This is a genomic window from Pseudomonas bharatica CSV86 (genome assembly GCF_000319305.2).
Lineage (GTDB): Bacteria > Pseudomonadota > Gammaproteobacteria > Pseudomonadales > Pseudomonadaceae > Aquipseudomonas > Aquipseudomonas bharatica.
This window is the reverse complement of the sequence record NZ_AMWJ02000002.1, coordinates 527,892-546,620: the sequence shown is the minus strand read 5'-3', so window position 1 is coordinate 546,620 and position 18,729 is coordinate 527,892. Positions and strand designations below refer to the sequence as shown.

Below are 18,729 nucleotides of genomic sequence, written 5' to 3'. Positions count from 1 at the left end.
TGCGGGGTTCACCCGCGATTGCGATAGTGGCTGCACCATCGCTATCGCTGGCAAGCCAGCTCCCACAGTAACCGTGTCGAACACAAAACCCGCGGTTGGCCGAGAAACCTGTGGGAGCTGGCTTGCCAGCGATAGCCATAGTGGCTTCACCACCGTAATCCAGCCGCGACCCTAGGAAAATGTGCCATTGTCTGTGAAAATCCGTGACCTATTGGTCATGACGGACATCTGTGTCTCTATCGTTACCGGCAGCGACGGGCCGTGTCACCGGCGCTGCCATCGCCATCCAGTCCAGCGGATGGCGCAAATTCCTGTTTTCTGGCGCCCCTCGAATCATGCGAGCGGTGATATTCAGCGGTTTTTTATTGGGAAGCCATGATGATTGGCATAAAAAGCATTGCGAGCTACGTTCCGGCCGCCGGCCTGGACAACTACGCACAAGGCGCCAAGTTCGGCAAGGATGAGGAGTTCATCCTCGGCAAGATCGGCTCGGCCTTCCTGCCTCGCAAATCCGACGAGCAGGAAACCTCCGACCTGTGCGTCGAGGCGGTCAATGCCCTGTTCGCCGCCAACCCGGGCCTGTCCCGCGATTCCATCGACGCCCTGATCGTCGTCACCCAGAACGGCGACGCCGAAGGCCTGCCGCATACTGCTGCCATCGTCCAGGACAAACTCGGCCTGCCGACCCGTGTCGCGGCCTTCGACATTTCCCTGGGCTGTTCCGGTTATGTCTACGGCATCTACGCGCTGAAGGGCTTCATGGAAGCCGCCGGGCTGAAGAACGGCCTGCTGGTCACTGCTGATCCGTATTCGAAGATCGTCGATCCGGAAGACCGCAACACCACCATGCTTTTCGGTGATGCCGCCACCGCCACCTGGATGGGCGAGGATCCGGTCTGGGCCCTTGGCAAGTCGGCGTTCGGCACTGACGGTTCCGGTGCGCCGCACCTGAAGGTCACCGATGGCGTGTTCTTCATGAACGGCCGCCAGGTGTTCAACTTCGCCTTGCTCAAGGTGCCCGCGCACCTGCACGAGTTGCTGGAGCAATCCGGGTTGGCGGCGGACGATATCGACGCCTTCTGCATCCACCAGGGTAGCGCGGCGATCGTCGATGCCGTGGCGCGGCGTTTCGAAGACAAACCGGAGAAGTTCGTCAAGGACATGGTCGAGACCGGCAATACCGTGTCGTCGAGCATTCCCCTGCTCCTGGAAAAACACGCGCTGGACACTACCTGGAAGCGGGTTGCAGTGAGCGGTTTCGGCGTGGGCCTTTCGTGGGGCTCGGCGATTCTTCATCGACCGTGACCTGAAACCCGGCGCAGGGTAATCTTCGGCGTTTCGCAGGCAAGGGATGCTCACCATGAGCGAGTTTTTCCAGCGTAACGCCGAAATCATCCAGGCTCGCTGGCCGTCGCTGTTCGAGCGCATCGTGCGTGAGGACTGCGACGGCATCGATGCAGTGTTGGTCCAGGGCCTGGGTTCGACCCTGAGTGTCGACGGCATCCAGCTCAGCAGCCGTCATGATCGCCTGGCCGAGGCGCAGTTCCAGGCCGACAGCCTGCCCCAGAGCGCCCACCTCAACCTCTACGGTACCGGCCTGGGCGATCTGCAGAACGCCCTGTTGCAGCGTCCTGGCGTGCAGCGCCTGCATGTGCACATCCTCAACGGCGCCCTGTTCGCGCTGGTCTTGCGTCTTCTGGACCAGAGCCCATGGCTCGCCGATCCACGGGTCGAGCTTGCCTACGCTGCAGAGGCCGGGGAAATCGCGCTGCCGTACTTCGCCTTGCCGGCGGAGCTGGCGCTGGCCGACGACTTCAACGCGAAGATCCGCGACCGTCTGGTGAGCGAAACCCACCTGGCGTTCAACAACACCAGTTTCGATACCGCTGACCCTCATCTTGTCGAGTTGCTGGAAAAAAGCCTGCCGCTATTGCGCAGCGACCGGGACGTTGCCGAACTGTTCGGCAGCCGGGCAGGGCAGGAGGCCTTCGTCATTGCCACCGGCCCGACCCTGCAAGGCCACCTGGCCGCGCTCAAGCGTATTCATGCCGATCCCGGGCGCCCGCTGTTCATTGCCGTCGATACGGCCTACAAGCCGCTGCTGGCAGCCGGCATCGAGCCGGATATCGTGGTCAGCGTCGACCACAAGATCCGCCTGCATCATCTGCCGCCCGAGGCTTCGGCGAACACCTCGCTGGTGTACATGCCGATGCTCGATGTCGACACCGTGGCGGGCTGGCGCGGTCCCCGTTATGCCGCCTACTCCGGCAGTGCCCTGTACGACCGGGTGCGCGAGGCGATTCCCCGGGGCCATTTGTTCGTGGGGGTAGCGTCATCCATCCGGCGGCCGACCTGGCGGTCAAGATGGGCATGCGCCGCATCACGCTGTTCGGCGCCGACTTTGCCTTCCCCGGAAATCGCACCCACACCGGTTGGGACGACGGCATGCTGGGCCCGCAAGTGTCCGTGGCCCGTCACTGGGTATTGGACGGCAATGGCCAGCGGGTGCGGACCCAGCTGAATTTTCGCGGCTACCTGATCGAGCTGGAGCGCTTTATCGCCCGTCATCCCGAGGTGGCGTTCCGCAACACCAGTCGCGCCGGCGCGCTGATCGCCGGTACCACCTTCGATGAGGCGTTCTGCCAATGAGGACGATGCAAGAAAGCGCCCGGCAGTGTGCCGGGCTGTTTCGCCTGGGCCGCGATATCGAGGCGGCGGTGGCGATGGTGGAGCTGTTCGCCGCAGCCCCGGCGCTGTTCGCGCTGGCGCCAGGGGCTACCCAGGAAGCGTTCGCCGCGCTTTTCAGTGAAATGCTGGCAGCGCAGCAACGCCAGGACTGGCTCTCCCTGGCCGACAGCCTCGAGTACGAACTGCCGAACCTGATCGAGCAGGCAGCTCCGCGCTGAAGTGTGATGGCCATCACATAGACCTTGCCTCCCGGGGTGCCTGCGAACAGGGGCAAGTGCCTGATTTTCAAGGGGTGGCGGTGTGATGGCATTTTTTTTTGAAAAAACCCTAAAGCAACCCGCCAAGACGACGATAAACATTACGAAGGTTCTCTAGGCCACACCCGGCGGATGCCAGGGCCGGAAGCCGCAGTATCCATCCAACGAGGAATTCGTCATGGCATTAACCGTTAACACCAACACCACTTCGCTGGGCGTGCAGAAGAACCTGAACAAAGCTTCCGAAGCGCTGAGCACCTCGATGACCCGCCTGTCGTCCGGCCTGCGTATCAACAGCGCCAAGGACGACGCTGCTGGCCAGCAGATCGCCAACAAGCTGCAAACCATGGTCACCGGTACCACTGTTGCGATCAAGAACGCCAACGACGGTAACTCGATCACCCAGACCGCTGAAGGCGCTCTGTCGGAAATCACCAACATCCTGCAGCGTATGCGTGAACTGGCTCTGCAAGCCCGTAACGACTCGAACGGCACCACTGAACGTGCGGCGCTGAACAAAGAGTTCGCGGCCAAGTCCGACGAAATCACCCGTATCGCTACCTCCACCACCTTCGGTACCAGCAAGCAACTGCTGAACGGTTCCGCTGGCACCATGGAGTTCCAGGTCGGTGCAATGACTGGCACCAGCCAGATCCTGAGCGTGTCGATGACTTCCAGCTTCGCGGCTACCGCCCTGGCTGTTGGTACTGGTGCCCTGGCAATTTCCGGTACTTCGGACTCCGCAGTCCACACCGCTGTTGACGGCGCGATCACTGCCATCGACGCGGCACTGCAAAAAGTTGACGACAAGAAGTCCGAGCTGGGTGCTATCCAGAACCGCTTCCAGTCCACCATCAACAACCTGCAGAGCATGAACGAGAACTCGGCTGCTGCCATGGGCCGTGTTCAGGACACCGACTTCGCTTCGGAAACCGCTCAGCTGACCAAGCAGCAAACCCTGCAGCAAGCGTCCACCGCAGTTCTGGCCCAGGCCAACCAACTGCCATCCGCTGTACTGAAACTGCTTCAGTAATAGCTACGATGAAGAGCGAGGGGGTGCGCGAGCATTCCCTCGCTTTTTACTTTGGAGGTGATGGGCGATGGACATGAGCGTCAGGTTGAACGCGTCTTACCCGGCTCCAGCGGCAGCTGCAGCCCAGCAGGAAAAAGCTGCTGAACAGGGTGCGTCCGAAAAGGTCCACGCCAGGCCGGAACTCGCGGCAGTGGATAAAGACAAGCAAGACTCCGATACCAGCCTGCAGGAAGCAGTCAAGGGTCTACAGGATTACGTCCAGTCGTTGCAGCGCAACCTGGAATTTTCGGTGGACGAATCCACCGGAACGACTGTCGTCAAGGTCGTTGCCCGTGACAGTGGCGAAGTGATTCGGCAAATTCCGTCCGAAACCGCCCTGGAACTGGCAAAGAGCCTGCAAGACGTCAACAGCCTGCTTTTCGACGAGAAAGTCTGAAAGCGGTACGAAATTTGATACAAAACCGCGTCATCGGGTAATGTTCAAGCGTTTGGCGCAAGCCAGGAAAAGGAGAATGTAATGGCAAGTCCGATTTTGCCTGCCCTCGGCCTCGGCAGTGGTCTGGATACCTCTGCAATCGTCAAGGCCCTGGCGGATGCCGAAAAAACGCCCAAACAGAACCAGATCGACCGGCAGACCAAGGCCAACACGGCCTCGATTTCGGCGATCGGCAGTCTCAAGAGCGCGCTGACCACCTTCACCACCGCCCTGAGCAAGCTCGGCAGCACCACGACACCGCAGTTCATTGGCTACTCCGCCACTTCGGCCGACGACAAACTGGTCAAGGCGACAGCGAGCAGCACTGCGGTAGGCGGCAGCTACGCGGTGAAGGTCAACGAATTGGCGACGGCCTCCAAGGTAGCCAGCCAGCGTTTTGCCAGCAGTAGCGACGCGATCAGCCAGGGCACCCTGGAAATCACCCAGAACGGTACCGTCTACAAGGTCGAGATCGGTGCCGACGCGACCCTGCAGTCCACCCGCGACGCGATCAACAGTGCCCTGAGCGCCAAGGGTATCAGTGCCAACATCATCAATGATGGCCAGGGCTCGCGCCTGGTGCTGACGTCCACCACCACCGGCCTGGGCTCGGACATCTCCGTCGCCGGTATTCCCGAGCTGGTCATCGATGGCGAGACCCAGATGTCGGGGGCGGGCGCTGGCTTCATTACTGCGTTGGCCAAGAATGCCGAGTATTCGGTCGATGGCATGGTGCTGACCAGCAAGTCAAACAAGGTAGAGAACGCAGTCAGCGGCCTGACCCTCGAACTGGTCGCCAAGGGTGCCGAAACCACCATCACCGTAGCCACCAACAGTGACGGCCTGAAAAAATCGGTGCAGAGCTTTGTCGATGCCTACAACGCGCTGGTCACCACCATCAACGGCCTGAGCCAGACGCCGAAGAATGCCGACGGCAGCCTGGGTACCGCGCCTGCGCTGGCGGGCGACTCGTTGGCTCGGGGCATGCTCTCGGCCCTGCGCAACGAGCTGGTGGTCTCCAGTACCGGCGGCAATGGTTCGCTGAAAGTGCTGTCGCAGTTGGGCATCAACACCGTGCAAAGCACCGGTCTGCTGGAACTCGACAGCACCAAGCTCACGGCAGCGCTGGATACCCAGAAGCTTGGTGGCGAAATCCAGAGCATGTTCTCGGGTGATGAAGGGCTCGCCAACCGCCTGACCAAGGCGTTGGAGCCTTACACCCAATCCGACGGCCTGCTCGCCGACCGTTCGAAGATCCTCGAGAGCACCAAGAAGAATCTGGCCACCCAGCAGTCGAGCCTGGATGCGCGGATCACCTCGCTAACGGCTTCGCTGACCAAAAAGTACAACACCATGGATACCCTGGTGGGTCAGTTGAACGCCCAGCGTGACAACATCACGTCCATCTTCAGTGCCATGGCCGCGCAGCAGAAGAACTCCTGACTTTTTGCTGGCGTCAAAAGCCCGACAATGCCGTCTCCGCATGTCGGGCTTTTTTCATGGTGACTAAAGTTTTTTGACGCCGGGTCGATATCCCGGTCATACAGCAAGCCATTGTGTTGAGGTACGAACATGAATCCGATGTTGGCCCTTCGGCAATATCAGAAAATCAGCGCCCAGGCGCAGACCTCCGAAGCCAGCCCGCACCGCCTGGTGCAAATGCTCATGGAAGGCGGTCTGGATCGCATCGCCCAGGCCAGGGGCGCCCTGGAGCGCAAGGACCTGGCCGGCAAGGGCATCGCCATCGGCAAGGCCATCGGTATTGTCGGCGGACTGCGGGAAGGCCTGGATCGCGACAACATGACGCCGGAACTGGAGCGTCTCGATGCCCTCTACCTGTATATGACCCGTCGGCTGTGCGATGCCAATATCAACAATGACATTGGCGCCCTGGACGAAGTGGCTGATCTGTTGACCACGGTCAAGGAAGGCTGGGACGCGGTCGCCCCACAATAACCAGTTGCGATGAGGATGTCGTGATGAGTGCCGTACTCAAGCGTATCGAGGAAACCCGGGAAGCCTTGGTGGGTGCATTGGCCAATCGCGACTGGGAGGCGGTGGGCGAGCTGGACCAGGCTTGCCGTGCCTGCATGGACGAAGTGATGAGCGCGGAAGTGGTCGACGAGGAGGCGCTGCGCGACAACCTCCAGAACCTGCTGGGGGTGTATCGGCAGCTGATCGATGTGGCGACGGAAGAGCGTCAGGCAATTGCCGACGAGATGTCAAAGATCAAGCAGGCGCAACAGGCGACAAAGGTATACCATCTGTACCGCTGACTGATGATCGAAAATCAGCAATGCGCCATAAATTTGACTATTAAAGGTTTTTTGACTTAACTAGTGGCTGTTTTTTAATTTCAGACGTCGGAACACTGACCGTTCAGTCGGAATGATGTCGAGCATGCCCTTCGACGGGCCTCGAGTTGACTAGGGAAGTTGCTATTGCATGTGGCGTGAAACCAAAATTCTCCTGATCGATGACGATAGTGCTCGCCGCCGTGACCTGGCGGTGGTGTTGAATTTTCGGGTATACGGATTTAATGGTTGATGGGGCACCTTTACCCCACCAACCTGATACCATTATCAGATGGTTGATAGATCGACTCCGTAGTTGAGTTCCTCTGCGAAGTCCGGCAGTCCGTAACCGATGGTTTTCTTGTAGAAAGGAGAGACCTTCGCAGTCGGTGCCTTCTTCTTGTGCTTCGTGGTGTAGAGCATTCGTGCCCGCATCACCTCGAAGGAGTAACCGCGCCCTTCACGGTTCTTGTCCTTGGCCAGTCGGTTGATGGACTCCGTGTAAGCGTTGGTGACGGGCATGTCCGTCTCGAAGTAGGTCATGGTCTCTTCGCGCCAGTTTCCCACTGCCCTGACCAGATCGCTCCAGACTTCCTTTTGGCCCTTCGGGATGGTGGCTATCCACTCGTCCAGGGCGGCTTCTGCCTGGAGCCGTGTGGTGGCGTCCCAGATGCCGTAGAAGCGCTCCTTGTGCTCGTAGGCGGCCAGCAGTTGCGGGAACGCGCCTGTCCAGGTCTCCATGATGAGGCGCTCCCGGTCTGAGACTTCGTGAGCGCGTTTCAGCAGGATTTTCCGGTCTCCCTTGAGAGTCCGGCTCTGGGACGGTTTCAGCTCCTTTCTGAGGCCCTTGCGCACTCTCTCTAGGGCATCGTTGGCCATGCGCACCACATGGAACTTATCGACCACGATACGGGCCTGGGGCAGCACAGCCTTGACCGCTGCCCGGTAGGGGTTCCACATGTCCATGCTGACGATCTCGACCTTCTGCCGGTCTTTCAGCTTCATCAGGTAGTTGGTCACCACGTCCTGGCGGCGGGTGGCCAGCAGGTCGAGCAGGGTTCGCTCCTCAATGTTGGTCAGAATGCAGCGGTAGCGCTTGTTCAGGTATAGCTCGTCAATGCCCAGGATGCGGGGCGTCTCGAAGCGGTGCCAGCGCCCCAGGAACTCGGCGCGGGCGTTGAAGATGTCGCGCACCGTCTTCTCGTCCAGGCCGGTCTGTGCCGCCACAAAGGTGTAGGGGTGGTTGAAGGATTCCTTCTCCACGTACTCATGCAGCCGCAGTGTCATACGGAATCCGTCCACCATCTCCGGTAGCTGGGGCCTGAATGTTGTCTTGCAGGCCCGGCAGGTGTATCGGCGGCGGACCACCCAGAGAGTGACCCGCTTGCCGTGGATGGGCAGATCACGATAGGGAACGTCACGCTTGCCGAACCGCACGAACTCACCCTGCACGCCGCACCCCTCGCAGGCTACTGGTGTAGGTGCTTCAAGCCGAAAATGTATGTCTTCATTCTGCTCATCAGAATCCACCAACTGGTACCCAGGAAGGCTTAACGAATTAATCATCTCCCGCCTTGATCAGAAAAACAGGTAGGTGGCGTAACCGGCAATCATCGCCATAGCAAAAATGACTGCTAAAAACGCCGCTAAAAGCTTCAGCGTGAACAAAGAGCGCAACAGAATGAGCTCAGTCAGGCTGGCTCCGGCACTGCCGATGATCAACGCTAGCACCGTCCCGGCACCCACGCCTTTGGCCATCAGAGCCGCTGCCAGAGGTATGACGGCTTCAGCGCGAATATACAACGGCACGCCGATGACAGCGGCAACTGGAATGGCAAAGGGATTATCTGGGCCTGCATACTGCTCCAATAAGTCAGTGGGCATGAAACCATAGATCACGCTGCCAATCGCAATACCGATGAGCAGGTAAGGCAACACATCGATAAAGTCCGACCAAGCTTCCCGCCACACACCACTGTACTTCCCTTCTTTCTTAACCGTGACAGTGGGTTGACTGTCACAGCATTCGCTAGACGTAGAGACTGTTGTCTTCCTATCAGCCCCGCAAGAAGCCGTCTTCGGAGTGGTGTCGCAGCTGTTGGTGCCGCAACTCGATGCGGTCGATGTAGCACTGCACGGGCTTGCTGATGAACTACATCCACTGCTCTCTTGTGTCGCCGTCCGGCGCACATAACGCTCGAAGCCAAGCGTGTGAAGCAGCCATCCGGCACCTACCGCGACCACCAAAGCGGCGAGCACATAGATAGCAGTAAGTGTCCATCCAAACGTGGCAACCAGCAGGCCGACGACGATAGGATTCAGCAACGGAGATGAGAAAAGAAACACCATCATCGGCCCAAAACCGGCCCGTGCCCGAATCAACCCTTTCAACATGGGGATAGTCGAGCAACTACAGAAGGGCGTTATAGCTCCTAAACCAGCAGCAAGAAAATAGCCTCGCTTCCCACTGGAAGTCAGTAACGCTTCCACCTTGGATGGTGGGATGTGACGTTGAAGAACTCCGACCAGCAAGCTAATGCCAATGAATAAAACCGATAGCTCGATAGCGAGAAAGGCGAACATGCCTAGAGCGTCTTGGAGTTGAGATGACATTCAATATTACTCCTATATTTCTAGTATTGTCGAAATGATGTACGCAGCCTACTTGCGTTTATCCGACCTGTCAACTATAATTCTAGAAACATCGAATTATTGGGGCGTGCTATGGATCACGAAAAGGTTGCAGCCAGCTTAGCTGAGCTAGGGAATAGTCACCGACTGTCCGTGTTCCGCTTTCTGGTCAAAGCTGGCCATGATGGGGCTTCGGTCGGAGATATCCAGAAGGGGCTGGGTATTCCTGCTTCGACGCTATCACATCACCTTGCGCGCATGGCCAAGGTAGGGCTGATCCGGCAGGAGAAACATAGCCGCACGATTGTCTGTATACCCGAGTATGGGCACCTAGAGAATTTGATCGGTTTCTTACAAGAGGAATGTTGTGCAGGTGTCCGGATTGCGCATGAACCAGAACCGCTTTGACGCTTGCCCAGCTCTCGCTGTCCTCCCTAGTCAGCATCGCTATGAAGACTCAGGCGAAGGTGGAAACAGAAAATTGGCAGTAGAGTAGGCTGAAGAGGATCAATCAGATAATCCGCTGAGAAAGATTTTCTTCTTTACATCTTTGGCATTTTATCAACCAGAAATTCCGGATACCCGAATTTTCTTGGGGAAGAAAATCTGCCGTGCTCCAGTCATGACTGGGAGCAGGTTGTCGAGTCGTTATCGTCCAGTCGTGAAGTCCTCTGTGTCCTCATTGGCGCTGTAAATTCGCCGGCCAGCGTTCTGGGCTTGCTTAAGACAGTGGCTGCATGGGATGAGTTCCTTCCTGTTTTGCTTTTAGGTGAATTTTCTTCGCTGGAGCTTCCGGAAGAGCTGCGTCGCCGTGTTCTGTCCAACCTCGAAATGCCGCCGAGCTACAGCAAGTTGCTGGATTCGCTGCATCGCGCCCAGGTTTATCGCGAGATGTACGACCAGGCCCGTGAGCGCGGGCGGCAACGCGAGCCGAACCTGTTCCGCAGCCTGGTCGGCACCAGCCGGGCTATCCAGCACGTGCGGCAAATGATGCAGCAGGTCGCCGACACCGACGCCAGCGTGCTGATCCTCGGTGAGTCCGGAACCGGCAAGGAAGTGGTGGCGCGCAACCTGCACTACCACTCCAAGCGCCGAGAAGCGCCGTTCGTGCCGGTCAACTGCGGTGCGATCCCTGCGGAGCTGCTCGAAAGCGAGCTGTTCGGCCATGAGAAGGGCGCCTTCACCGGGGCAATCACCAGTCGCGCCGGACGCTTCGAGCTCGCCAACGGCGGCACCCTGTTCCTCGACGAGATTGGCGACATGCCGCTGCCGATGCAGGTCAAGCTGCTGCGCGTGCTGCAGGAGCGCACCTTCGAGCGGGTCGGCAGCAACAAGACCCAGAGCATCGACGTACGGATCATTGCTGCGACCCACAAGAATCTCGAAAGCATGATCGAGGTGGGTTCGTTCCGCGAAGACCTGTATTACCGCCTGAACGTGTTCCCCATCGAGATGGCCCCGCTGCGCGAACGGGTGGAAGACATCCCGCTGCTGATGAACGAACTGATCTCGCGCATGGAGCATGAAAAGCGCGGATCGATCCGCTTCAACTCGGCGGCGATCATGTCGCTGTGCCGCCACGGCTGGCCAGGCAATGTCCGCGAGCTGGCCAACCTGGTGGAGCGCATGGCGATCATGCATCCCTATGGTGTGATCGGGGTTGCCGAGCTGCCGAAGAAATTCCGCTATGTCGACGACGAAGACGAGCAACTGGTGGACAGCCTGCGCTCCGACCTGGAGGAGCGCGTGGTTATCAACGGCCATGCGCCGAGCTTCCCGACCAACGCCATGTTGCCGCCGGAAGGCCTGGACCTGAAGGATTACCTCGGCAGCCTGGAGCAAGGACTGATCCAGCAGGCGCTGGACGATGCCAGCGGCATCGTCGCGCGGGCCGCCGAGCGCCTGCGCATTCGCCGCACCACCCTGGTGGAAAAGATGCGCAAGTACGGCATGAGCCGTCGCGATGGGGACGAGCAGGCGGAGGATTGACGCCTGCTTCTGGCGGCCAACGGGGGCCGCTGTGTTAAAACCTTTCTTTTTGTCCGGTGAAGGCCCGCCATGCGGGCCTTGTCGTTTTCGCCGGGCATGCCGCAAAAGTTTCCGGCATGGCTATTGCTATACCGCTTTCAACATACCGTTTTATGACGGTAAGCCATGCGAGAGAGCACGATGCCCCACGCCGCTATCACTTCACCCGAGCCGCAACGTCCGGATGCTGCCGAGCAGCAGGGCCGCGTCGGCCTGGAGCAGGCGTTTGCCCTGTTCGACCAGATGTCCACCCAGCTCAGCCAGTCCTATAACCTGCTTGAAGCACGGGTCACCGAACTCAAGGGCGAGCTTGAAGTGGTCAGCGCCCAGCGGATGGCCGAGCTGGCGGAAAAGGAGCGCTTGGCCAACCGTCTGCAGAACCTGCTCGACCTGCTGCCCGGCGGCGTCATCGTCATCGATGGTCATGGCCTGGTGCGTGAGGCCAACCCGGCAGCCTGCGAGATGCTCGGCGCGCCGCTGGTCGGCGAGCTGTGGCGCCAGGTGATCGCCCGCTGCTTCGCGCCTCGCGAGGATGACGGTCACGAGATCTCCCTGCGCGACGGCCGCCGGCTGTCCATTTCCACCCGCTCCCTGGATGCCGAGCCCGGCCAGCTGGTGCTGCTCAACGACCTGACCGAGACCCGTCATCTGCAAGACCGCCTGGCCCGCCACGAGCGCCTTTCCACCCTTGGCCGCATGGTCGCCTCCCTGGCCCACCAGATCCGTACGCCGCTCTCGGCCGCGATGCTCTACGCCAGCCATCTGGCCGGGCAGGACCTGCCCCTGGAAACCCGCCAGCGTTTCGCCGGCAGCCTCAAGGAGCGCCTGCATGAACTGGAGCACCAGGTGCGCGACATGCTGGTGTTCGCCCGCGGCGAGCTGCCGCTGACCGACCGCCTGACCCCGAAGGCCTTGTTCCAGGCCTTGCAGCAGGCGGCGCAGACCCAGGTTCAGGGGCACAGCGTGCGCTGGCAGTGCGACAGCCATCTGGGCGAGCTGCTGTGCAATCGCGACACCCTGGTCGGTGCGCTACTCAACCTGCTGGAGAACGCCCTGCAGGCCAGTTCCGGCAGCGCCCGCCTGAAAATTCACCTGTACCGTCGCGACACCACCCTGCGCCTGTGCATCAGTGATGCCGGCAGCGGCATCGACGGCGCATTGCTGCGACGCCTCGGCGAACCTTTCCTGACCACCAAGGCCACCGGTACCGGCCTGGGCCTTGCGGTGGTCAAGGCAGTTGCCAGGGCGCACCAGGGCGAGTTGCACCTGCGTTCGCGTCCGGGCCGGGGAACCTGTGCAATTGTCAGTCTGCCGCTTATCGACGGTCTGTGCGGGGTGTCGGCATGAGCGTGATCAAGGTATTGCTGGTCGAAGACGATCGCGCATTGCGCCAGGCCCTGGGTGATACCCTGGAGCTGGGCGGCTTCGCCTGGCGCGCGGCCGGTTGCGCCGAGGATGCCCTGGAAATGGCGGCTGCCGAACCGTTCAACCTGGTGGTCAGCGACGTGAACATGCCCGGGATGGACGGGCACCAGTTGCTCGCGCGCCTGCGCGCCAGCCAGCCACAGTTGCCGGTCCTGCTGATGACTGCCCATGCGGCGGTGGAGCGGGCGGTGGATGCGATGCGCCAGGGCGCTGCCGATTACCTGGTCAAGCCTTTCGAGCCGAAGGCCCTGCTGGAGCTGGTCGCGCGTCATGCCCTCGGTGCCGTCGGCGCCGCCGATGCCGAAGGCCCTGTGGCCCTGGAACCCGCCAGCGCGCAATTGCTGGAGCTGGCCGCGCGGGTCGCGCGCAGCGATTCCACCGTATTGATTTCCGGCGAGTCGGGTACCGGCAAGGAAGTCCTGGCCCGCTACATTCACCAGCAGTCGCCCCGGGCCGGGCAGCCTTTCGTGGCGATCAACTGTGCGGCGATCCCCGACAACATGCTCGAGGCGACGCTGTTCGGTCACGAAAAAGGCTCGTTCACCGGTGCCATTGCGGCGCAGGCAGGCAAGTTCGAGCAGGCCGACGGCGGTACCTTGTTGCTGGACGAGATTTCCGAGATGCCCCTGGGCCTGCAGGCCAAGCTGCTGCGTGTGTTGCAGGAAAGGGAAGTGGAGCGGGTCGGCGGACGCAAGCCGATTCCCCTGGATATCCGTGTGGTTGCCACGACCAACCGAGACCTGGCGGGCGAAGTCGCGGCGGGGCGTTTCCGCGAAGACCTGTTCTATCGCCTGTCGGTGTTCCCGCTGGCCTGGCGGCCGCTCAGGGAACGAAGCGCCGATATTCTGCCATTGGCCGAGCGTTTGCTCTTGCGCCACGTCAATAAAATGAAGCACGCACCGGTTAGGCTCTCCGAGGAAGCCAGGGCCTGCCTGCAAGGCTATGCCTGGCCGGGTAACGTGCGCGAGCTGGACAACGCGATTCAGCGCGCCCTGATCCTGCAGCAGGGTGGGGTGATCGCGGCGGCGGATTTCTGTCTTGCCGGTGCACTCCCGGTTTTGCCCTCGACGCCCCATGTGGCGCGGCCTGCAGCACCGCAGGCGGTTGCCGGGACGGACGAGGTGGGCGGGTTGGGAGACGACTTGCGCCGCCATGAGTTCCAGATGATCATCGACACCCTTCGCGCCGAGCGTGGCCGTCGCAAGGAGGCCGCCGAGCGTCTCGGGATCAGTCCGCGGACCTTGCGTTACAAACTGGCACAAATGCGCGATGCAGGCCTCGATGTGGAGGCCAGCCTTTATGCCACGGGGCTTTGAGGGATGTTGGTGATGGTTTCGCAAAATCGTTTGGGCTAGCTGGCACTCTTGTTGCTATGTCCTGTTTCAGCTGCTGCGTGAGTGTCAAAAAAATGGGTAAGCGGATTAAATGGTTGATCTTACCTTTGCATGAGAGTGAGACAGACCGGCATCTCATCGGATTATCTGGTTGATGCTTCACCTACTGCTGGTGCATGTTTCCTTCGCTAATTCCAGCAAGAACCCCACACGCCTCAACTTCCCGGTCATCGTTGCAACTCGCTCTCAGTGAAACGAGTTGTTTCTCAAGCGCTTGCAGAGCGGTTATCTGCGACCGCACATGAGAGATGTGATCATCGAGCAAGGCGTTGACGGCGGTACAAGGCTGATGAGGGTCGTCCTCATAGCTCTGTAGTTCGTGAATCTCAGCCAGTGACAGGCCCAGGATTCTGCAGCGACGGATGAAGGCCAGCCCCTCACCATGCTTCTCGGTATAGACACGGTAACCGTTGTCCTGCCGATCAGGCGGCGGCAACAAGCCCTGCTGTTCATAGAAGCGGATCGTCTGTGTTTCGACCCCTACCAACTGCGCCAACTGACCAATGCGCATCAGCCTCCTCCCCAACGGATTCTTTACTCTATTGACCTTATAGTAGCTTTATAGTTTTAAATGGTACCACAACATTGTTCAAGTGGAGTCGTATCATGAGCAAATCCTGTGGTGGCGCCTGTGGCGGTGATGCAACGTCCGCAGCGGATACCGATATACAGGCCTCCTCCGAGGCGCCAGGGAGATGGGTCAGTGTTTATGCCGTGCCGAAGATGGACTGTCCATCAGAAGAACGAATGATTCGCCTAGCCCTGAACGGCTTTGAGGAGATTCGGGCGCTGTCCTTCGACTTGTCGAACCGCCGGCTGAAGGTCGTGCATGACGGCGAGGTCGAGCCCGTCACCTCGAAACTGAAGACCTTGGGGCTAGGCGCCTCGCTTCAGGAAACCGTCGCTGCAAATCCGGAGACCATCAAGGCCGCCGAGTTTTCGGCAGCTTCTGCTAAGCAAGAATCCGGGACCCTGCGCTGGTTGCTCGGCATCAATGCACTTCTGTTCGTGGTGGAAATGACTGCCGGTCTGATCGCCCGGTCCACCGGCCTGATTGGAGAATCCCTGGACAATTTTGCCGATGCGGCGGTGTACGGGCTTGCCCTTTATGCGGTTGGACATAGCGTGAAAATGCAGGTACGTGCCGCGCATCTTGCTGGTGTACTGCAACTGATCTTGGCTGTGGGCGTGCTCGTAGAGGTGGTGAGACGCTTTGTATTCGGTAGTGAGCCTGAATCGCTGGTGATGATGGCTATCGCATTCGTCGCATTGATTGCCAATACCAGTTGTCTGCTGCTCATATCCAAACATCGGGAAGGCGGGGCGCACATGAAGGCAAGCTGGATATTCTCGGCCAACGACGTGGTGATCAACCTGGGGGTCATCACCGCCGGCGCCCTGGTCGCGTGGACCGGTTCCAATTATCCGGATCTGATTATCGGCACCATCGCGGGGGCATTGTACTTAACGGTGCCAGACGCATTTTGGCGTTGAAGGGTTAAATAATGCTCATTATTGGCAAAAAGCTCTCGCCGTATGCCCTATTGTCCATATCGGGCCTGCTGGCAGCGTCTGATCAGGCTGTAAAGTGGCTGGTGCAGCAATCAATGGCCTATGGCGAGTATGTTTCGGTGACCCCGTTCTTTAACTGGGTGCACCTATGGAACACCGGTGCCGCATTCAGTCTTTTTGCGAATGGTGGAGGCTGGCAGCGCTACTTTTTTATCGGAATCGCGGTAGTGGTCTCGATTTTTCTGATCAAGCTGATCCTTGAAAATCGTCATAAAGGAGAAGCCATCGCTTACAGTCTTATCCTCGGTGGCGCCATGGGCAACCTGATTGACCGGGTCTTTCGCGGCTATGTTGTGGATTCCTTTGATTTCTATTGGCGAGACTGGCATTGGCCGGCCTTCAACCTGGCTGATATTGCAATTGTCCTCGGTGCCTTACTTTTCGTTTCCAGCAGCTTGTTGGGTAAAAAAGCAAACACCAATGCCGAGTCGGATGGATCTGACTGACACCTACGCCTATACAACACCATGACCGAACTTCCCGACAACATCCTTCACCTGCCGCAATACCAAGTACTGGGCTGCAAATCAACCGACGACGAAATGCACTTCCAGGTGGACGTGCCCGATCCCATCGCCTGCGAGGAATGCGGCGTGCAGGGTGAGTTCGTACGGTTCGGCAAGCGTGACGTTCCCTATCGTGATCTGCCCATCCACGGCAAGCGGGTCACTCTCTGGGTGGTCCGCCGCCGATACACCTGCCGGGCCTGCAAGACAACATTCAGGCCCCAGCTACCGGAGATGGTGGACGGATTCCGTATGACACTGCGGCTGCATGAGTACGTGGAGAAGGAATCCTTCAACCACCCCTACACCTTTGTGGCGGCACAGACCGGCCTGGACGAGAAGACGGTGCGCGACATCTTCAACGCCCGCGCCGAGTTCCTGGGGCGCTGGCACCGCTTCGAGACGCCCCGCATCCTGGGCATTGACGAGCTATACCTGAACAAGCGCTACCGCTGCATTCTGACCAACATTGAGGAGCGAACCCTGCTCGACCTGCTGGCCACCCGCCGCCAGGACGTGGTGACCAACTACCTGATGAAGCTGAAAGACCGGCAGAAGGTCGAGATCGTCAGCATGGACATGTGGAACCCCTACCGGGCAGCGGTCAAGGCTGTGCTGCCCCAGGCCCGTATCGTGGTCGATAAGTTCCATGTGGTGCGCATGGCCAACGATGCCCTAGAGAGAGTGCGCAAGGGCCTCAGAAAGGAGCTGAAACCGTCCCAGAGCCGGACTCTCAAGGGAGACCGGAAAATCCTGCTGAAACGCGCTCACGAAGTCTCAGACCGGGAGCGCCTCATCATGGAGACCTGGACAGGCGCGTTCCCGCAACTGCTGGCCGCCTACGAGCACAAGGAGCGCTTCTACGGCATCTGGGACGCCACCACACGGCTCCAGGCAGAAGCCGCCCTGGACGAGTGGATAGCCACCATCCCGAAGGGCCAAAAGGAAGTCTGGAGCGATCTGGTCAGGGCAGTGGGAAACTGGCGCGAAGAGACCATGACCTACTTCGAGACGGACATGCCCGTCACCAACGCTTACACGGAGTCCATCAACCGACTGGCCAAGGACAAGAACCGTGAAGGGCGCGGTTACTCCTTCGAGGTGATGCGGGCACGAATGCTCTACACCACGAAGCACAAGAAGAAGGCACCGACTGCGAAGGTCTCTCCTTTCTACAAGAAAACCATCGGTTACGGACTGCCGGACTTCGCAGAGGAACTCAACTACGGAGTCGATCTATCAACCATCTGATAATGGTATCAGGTTGGTGGGGTAAAGGTGCCCCATCAACCATTAAATCCGTATACCCAAAAAAATGCGGGCCCCCGGAGAGAGAAGTTCATGAGCCAAGGTGTTGAATTCAATCGGTTGATGCTGGACATGCGCGCCATGCAGGCGGAAGCCATGTCGGGCTCGAAGTCCGTGCAGGCACCTGCCGAACTGGGCCAGAGCAGTTTCGCCGATATGCTGGGTCAGGCCATCAACAAGGTCAACGACACCCAGCAGGCGTCCACCCAACTGGCCAATGCCTTCGAAATCGGCAAGAGCGGCGTCGACCTGACCGACGTGATGATCGCCTCGCAGAAAGCCAGCGTCTCATTCCAGGCCCTCACGCAAGTGCGCAACAAGCTCGTGCAGTCGTATCAAGACATCATGCAGATGCCGGTTTAAGGCGGGATTTGATTCATGGCCGATGCAGTCGTCGATAACGTGCCCGCCAAGGGCAGCCCGCCAGCGCCCAAGCCGCCGCTGTTCGGCATGTCGTTCCTGGAAAACATTTCGCAGATGCCCATGCTGCGGCAGATCGGCCTGCTGGTCGGCCTGGCCGCCAGCGTGGCCATCGGTTTCGCCGTGGTCCTCTGGTCGCAGCAGCCGGACTACCGTCCGCTGTATGGCAGCCTGTCCGGCATGGACACCAAGCAGGTCATGGAAACCCTGGCTGCCGCAGACATCCCCTACAACGTCGAGCCCAATTCCGGTGCATTGCTGGTCAAGGCCGATGACATTTCCCGTGCCCGCCTGAAGCTTGCCGCTGCCGGCGTGGCGCCGAGCGACGGCAACGTCGGCTTCGAGATCCTCGACAAGGAACAGGGCCTCGGCACCAGCCAATTCATGGAAGCCACCCGCTACCGTCGCGGCCTGGAAGGCGAGCTGGCGCGGACCATCTCGGCCCTGAGCAATGTCAAGGCGGCCCGCGTGCACCTGGCGATCCCGAAAAGCTCGGTGTTCGTCCGTGACGAGCGCAAGCCGAGCGCATCGGTGCTGGTCGAGCTGTATCCGGGGCGTTCCCTGGAAGCCGGGCAGGTGATGGCCATCGTCAACCTGGTGGCGACCAGCGTTCCGGAGCTGGACAAGTCCCAGGTCACCGTGGTCGACCAGAAGGGCAACCTGCTCTCCAGCCAGCTGGAAAACACCGGGTATACGGA

The 18,729-nt window shown here is 59.7% G+C and carries 16 protein-coding genes and 5 pseudogenes; 18 read left to right on the top strand and 3 right to left on the bottom strand.

Translation table 11 applies throughout. The features are described 5' to 3' along the window. The first annotated feature begins 378 nt into the window (after positions 1-378). The 9 genes and pseudogenes from CSV86_RS16185 to CSV86_RS33430 all read left to right on the top strand — a co-directional run. On the top strand, positions 379-1,305 hold the full coding sequence (locus CSV86_RS16185; RefSeq protein ID WP_009402893.1) for a ketoacyl-ACP synthase III: 927 nt from the start codon (positions 379-381) through the stop codon (positions 1,303-1,305). Positions 1,306-1,360: 55 nt separating this feature from the next. Next, positions 1,361-2,649 (top strand): annotated as a pseudogene (locus CSV86_RS16180) (motility associated factor glycosyltransferase family protein). 5 nt (positions 2,650-2,654) lie between these two features. Beyond that, positions 2,655-2,906 carry a hypothetical protein gene (locus CSV86_RS16175; protein ID WP_009402889.1) on the top strand — a complete coding sequence of 84 codons (252 nt, stop codon included), beginning with the start codon at positions 2,655-2,657 and terminating at the stop codon, positions 2,904-2,906. A gap of 217 nt (positions 2,907-3,123) precedes the next feature. Beyond that, positions 3,124-3,978 carry a flagellin domain-containing protein gene (locus tag CSV86_RS16170; protein ID WP_009402887.1) on the top strand — a complete coding sequence of 285 codons (855 nt, stop codon included), beginning with the start codon at positions 3,124-3,126 and terminating at the stop codon, positions 3,976-3,978. A 67-nt stretch (positions 3,979-4,045) separates the two neighbouring features. Beyond that, on the top strand, positions 4,046-4,414 hold the full coding sequence (locus tag CSV86_RS16165; RefSeq protein WP_009402885.1) for a flagellar protein FlaG: 369 nt from the start codon (positions 4,046-4,048) through the stop codon (positions 4,412-4,414). Between the two features lie 81 nt (positions 4,415-4,495). Then, the gene (gene fliD / locus CSV86_RS16160) at positions 4,496-5,896 is read left to right on the top strand and encodes a flagellar filament capping protein FliD (protein ID WP_009402884.1); all 1,401 of its coding nucleotides are present in this window, start codon (positions 4,496-4,498) and stop codon (positions 5,894-5,896) included. Between the two features lie 129 nt (positions 5,897-6,025). Further along, positions 6,026-6,409 (top strand): flagellar export chaperone FliS, encoded by a 384-nt coding sequence (gene fliS, locus CSV86_RS16155; RefSeq protein WP_009402882.1) that lies wholly within the window; start codon positions 6,026-6,028, stop codon positions 6,407-6,409. A 23-nt stretch (positions 6,410-6,432) separates the two neighbouring features. Then, entirely contained in the window at positions 6,433-6,729 is a 297-nt protein-coding gene (gene fliT / locus CSV86_RS16150; protein ID WP_009402880.1) for a flagellar protein FliT, read from the top strand. A gap of 169 nt (positions 6,730-6,898) precedes the next feature. After that, positions 6,899-6,976, top strand: a pseudogene (locus tag CSV86_RS33430) (hypothetical protein); the annotation flags it as partial. 59 nt (positions 6,977-7,035) lie between these two features. Here CSV86_RS33430 and CSV86_RS16140 read toward each other — a convergent pair. Further along, positions 7,036-8,313, bottom strand: coding sequence for an ISL3 family transposase (locus CSV86_RS16140; protein WP_000610830.1), 1,278 nt, complete (start codon positions 8,311-8,313; stop codon positions 7,036-7,038). 12 nt (positions 8,314-8,325) lie between these two features. After that, a complete protein-coding gene (locus CSV86_RS16135; protein WP_040363373.1) occupies positions 8,326-9,330 on the bottom strand; it encodes a permease in 1,005 nt (334 codons plus the stop codon). A gap of 141 nt (positions 9,331-9,471) precedes the next feature. Between CSV86_RS16135 and CSV86_RS16130 the strand changes: the two genes are divergently transcribed. The 4 genes and pseudogenes from CSV86_RS16130 to CSV86_RS16115 all read left to right on the top strand — a co-directional run bounded on the left by CSV86_RS16130 (position 9,472) and on the right by CSV86_RS16115 (position 14,147). After that, positions 9,472-9,786 (top strand): ArsR/SmtB family transcription factor, encoded by a 315-nt coding sequence (locus CSV86_RS16130; RefSeq protein WP_000349485.1) that lies wholly within the window; start codon positions 9,472-9,474, stop codon positions 9,784-9,786. A 177-nt stretch (positions 9,787-9,963) separates the two neighbouring features. Next, positions 9,964-11,367 (top strand): annotated as a pseudogene (locus CSV86_RS16125) (sigma-54 dependent transcriptional regulator); the annotation flags it as partial. A 180-nt stretch (positions 11,368-11,547) separates the two neighbouring features. Next, positions 11,548-12,753, top strand: coding sequence for a sensor histidine kinase (locus CSV86_RS16120; RefSeq protein ID WP_009402334.1), 1,206 nt, complete (start codon positions 11,548-11,550; stop codon positions 12,751-12,753). Continuing rightward, on the top strand, positions 12,750-14,147 hold the full coding sequence (locus CSV86_RS16115) for a sigma-54-dependent transcriptional regulator (RefSeq protein WP_009402336.1): 1,398 nt from the start codon (positions 12,750-12,752) through the stop codon (positions 14,145-14,147). The genes CSV86_RS16120 and CSV86_RS16115 overlap by 4 nt, the downstream gene beginning before the upstream one ends. A 181-nt stretch (positions 14,148-14,328) precedes the next feature. On the opposite strand, the gene cadR is transcribed toward CSV86_RS16115, so the two are convergent. Continuing rightward, the gene (cadR, locus tag CSV86_RS16110; RefSeq protein WP_009403731.1) at positions 14,329-14,736 is read right to left on the bottom strand and encodes a Cd(II)/Pb(II)-responsive transcriptional regulator; all 408 of its coding nucleotides are present in this window, start codon (positions 14,734-14,736) and stop codon (positions 14,329-14,331) included. A gap of 95 nt (positions 14,737-14,831) precedes the next feature. Between cadR and CSV86_RS16105 the strand changes: the two are divergent. The 5 genes and pseudogenes from CSV86_RS16105 to fliF all read left to right on the top strand — a co-directional run. Further along, positions 14,832-15,727 (top strand): annotated as a pseudogene (locus tag CSV86_RS16105) (cation efflux transmembrane domain-containing protein). Between the two features lie 3 nt (positions 15,728-15,730). Next, a complete protein-coding gene (lspA, locus tag CSV86_RS16100; RefSeq protein WP_003821921.1) occupies positions 15,731-16,243 on the top strand; it encodes a signal peptidase II in 513 nt (170 codons plus the stop codon). Positions 16,244-16,264: 21 nt separating this feature from the next. Then, the gene (locus CSV86_RS16095) at positions 16,265-17,554 is read left to right on the top strand and encodes an ISL3-like element ISPpu12 family transposase (RefSeq protein ID WP_004574636.1); all 1,290 of its coding nucleotides are present in this window, start codon (positions 16,265-16,267) and stop codon (positions 17,552-17,554) included. Positions 17,555-17,644: 90 nt separating this feature from the next. Beyond that, a complete protein-coding gene (fliE, locus tag CSV86_RS16090; protein ID WP_009402338.1) occupies positions 17,645-17,974 on the top strand; it encodes a flagellar hook-basal body complex protein FliE in 330 nt (109 codons plus the stop codon). A gap of 15 nt (positions 17,975-17,989) precedes the next feature. Further along, a pseudogene (gene fliF, locus CSV86_RS16085) lies at positions 17,990-18,727 on the top strand (flagellar basal-body MS-ring/collar protein FliF); the annotation flags it as partial. Positions 18,728-18,729: the final 2 nt, after the last annotated feature.

What these genes read in the sequence shown, in the direction of transcription:
- CSV86_RS16185 (WP_009402893.1), top strand. Translation starts at nt 379, where the DNA reads ATGATTGGCATAAAAAGCATTGCGAGCTACGTTCCGGCCGCCGGCCTG.
- CSV86_RS16175 (WP_009402889.1), top strand. Translation starts at nt 2,655, where the DNA reads ATGCAAGAAAGCGCCCGGCAGTGTGCCGGGCTGTTTCGCCTGGGCCGC.
- CSV86_RS16170 (WP_009402887.1), top strand. Translation starts at nt 3,124, where the DNA reads ATGGCATTAACCGTTAACACCAACACCACTTCGCTGGGCGTGCAGAAG.
- CSV86_RS16165 (WP_009402885.1), top strand. Translation starts at nt 4,046, where the DNA reads ATGGACATGAGCGTCAGGTTGAACGCGTCTTACCCGGCTCCAGCGGCA.
- fliD (WP_009402884.1), top strand. Translation starts at nt 4,496, where the DNA reads ATGGCAAGTCCGATTTTGCCTGCCCTCGGCCTCGGCAGTGGTCTGGAT.
- fliS (WP_009402882.1), top strand. Translation starts at nt 6,026, where the DNA reads ATGAATCCGATGTTGGCCCTTCGGCAATATCAGAAAATCAGCGCCCAG.
- fliT (WP_009402880.1), top strand. Translation starts at nt 6,433, where the DNA reads ATGAGTGCCGTACTCAAGCGTATCGAGGAAACCCGGGAAGCCTTGGTG.
- CSV86_RS16140 (WP_000610830.1), bottom strand. Translation starts at nt 8,313, where the DNA reads ATGATTAATTCGTTAAGCCTTCCTGGGTACCAGTTGGTGGATTCTGAT.
- CSV86_RS16135 (WP_040363373.1), bottom strand. Translation starts at nt 9,330, where the DNA reads ATGTTCGCCTTTCTCGCTATCGAGCTATCGGTTTTATTCATTGGCATT.
- CSV86_RS16130 (WP_000349485.1), top strand. Translation starts at nt 9,472, where the DNA reads ATGGATCACGAAAAGGTTGCAGCCAGCTTAGCTGAGCTAGGGAATAGT.
- CSV86_RS16120 (WP_009402334.1), top strand. Translation starts at nt 11,548, where the DNA reads ATGCCCCACGCCGCTATCACTTCACCCGAGCCGCAACGTCCGGATGCT.
- CSV86_RS16115 (WP_009402336.1), top strand. Translation starts at nt 12,750, where the DNA reads ATGAGCGTGATCAAGGTATTGCTGGTCGAAGACGATCGCGCATTGCGC.
- cadR (WP_009403731.1), bottom strand. Translation starts at nt 14,736, where the DNA reads ATGCGCATTGGTCAGTTGGCGCAGTTGGTAGGGGTCGAAACACAGACG.
- lspA (WP_003821921.1), top strand. Translation starts at nt 15,731, where the DNA reads ATGCTCATTATTGGCAAAAAGCTCTCGCCGTATGCCCTATTGTCCATA.
- CSV86_RS16095 (WP_004574636.1), top strand. Translation starts at nt 16,265, where the DNA reads ATGACCGAACTTCCCGACAACATCCTTCACCTGCCGCAATACCAAGTA.
- fliE (WP_009402338.1), top strand. Translation starts at nt 17,645, where the DNA reads ATGAGCCAAGGTGTTGAATTCAATCGGTTGATGCTGGACATGCGCGCC.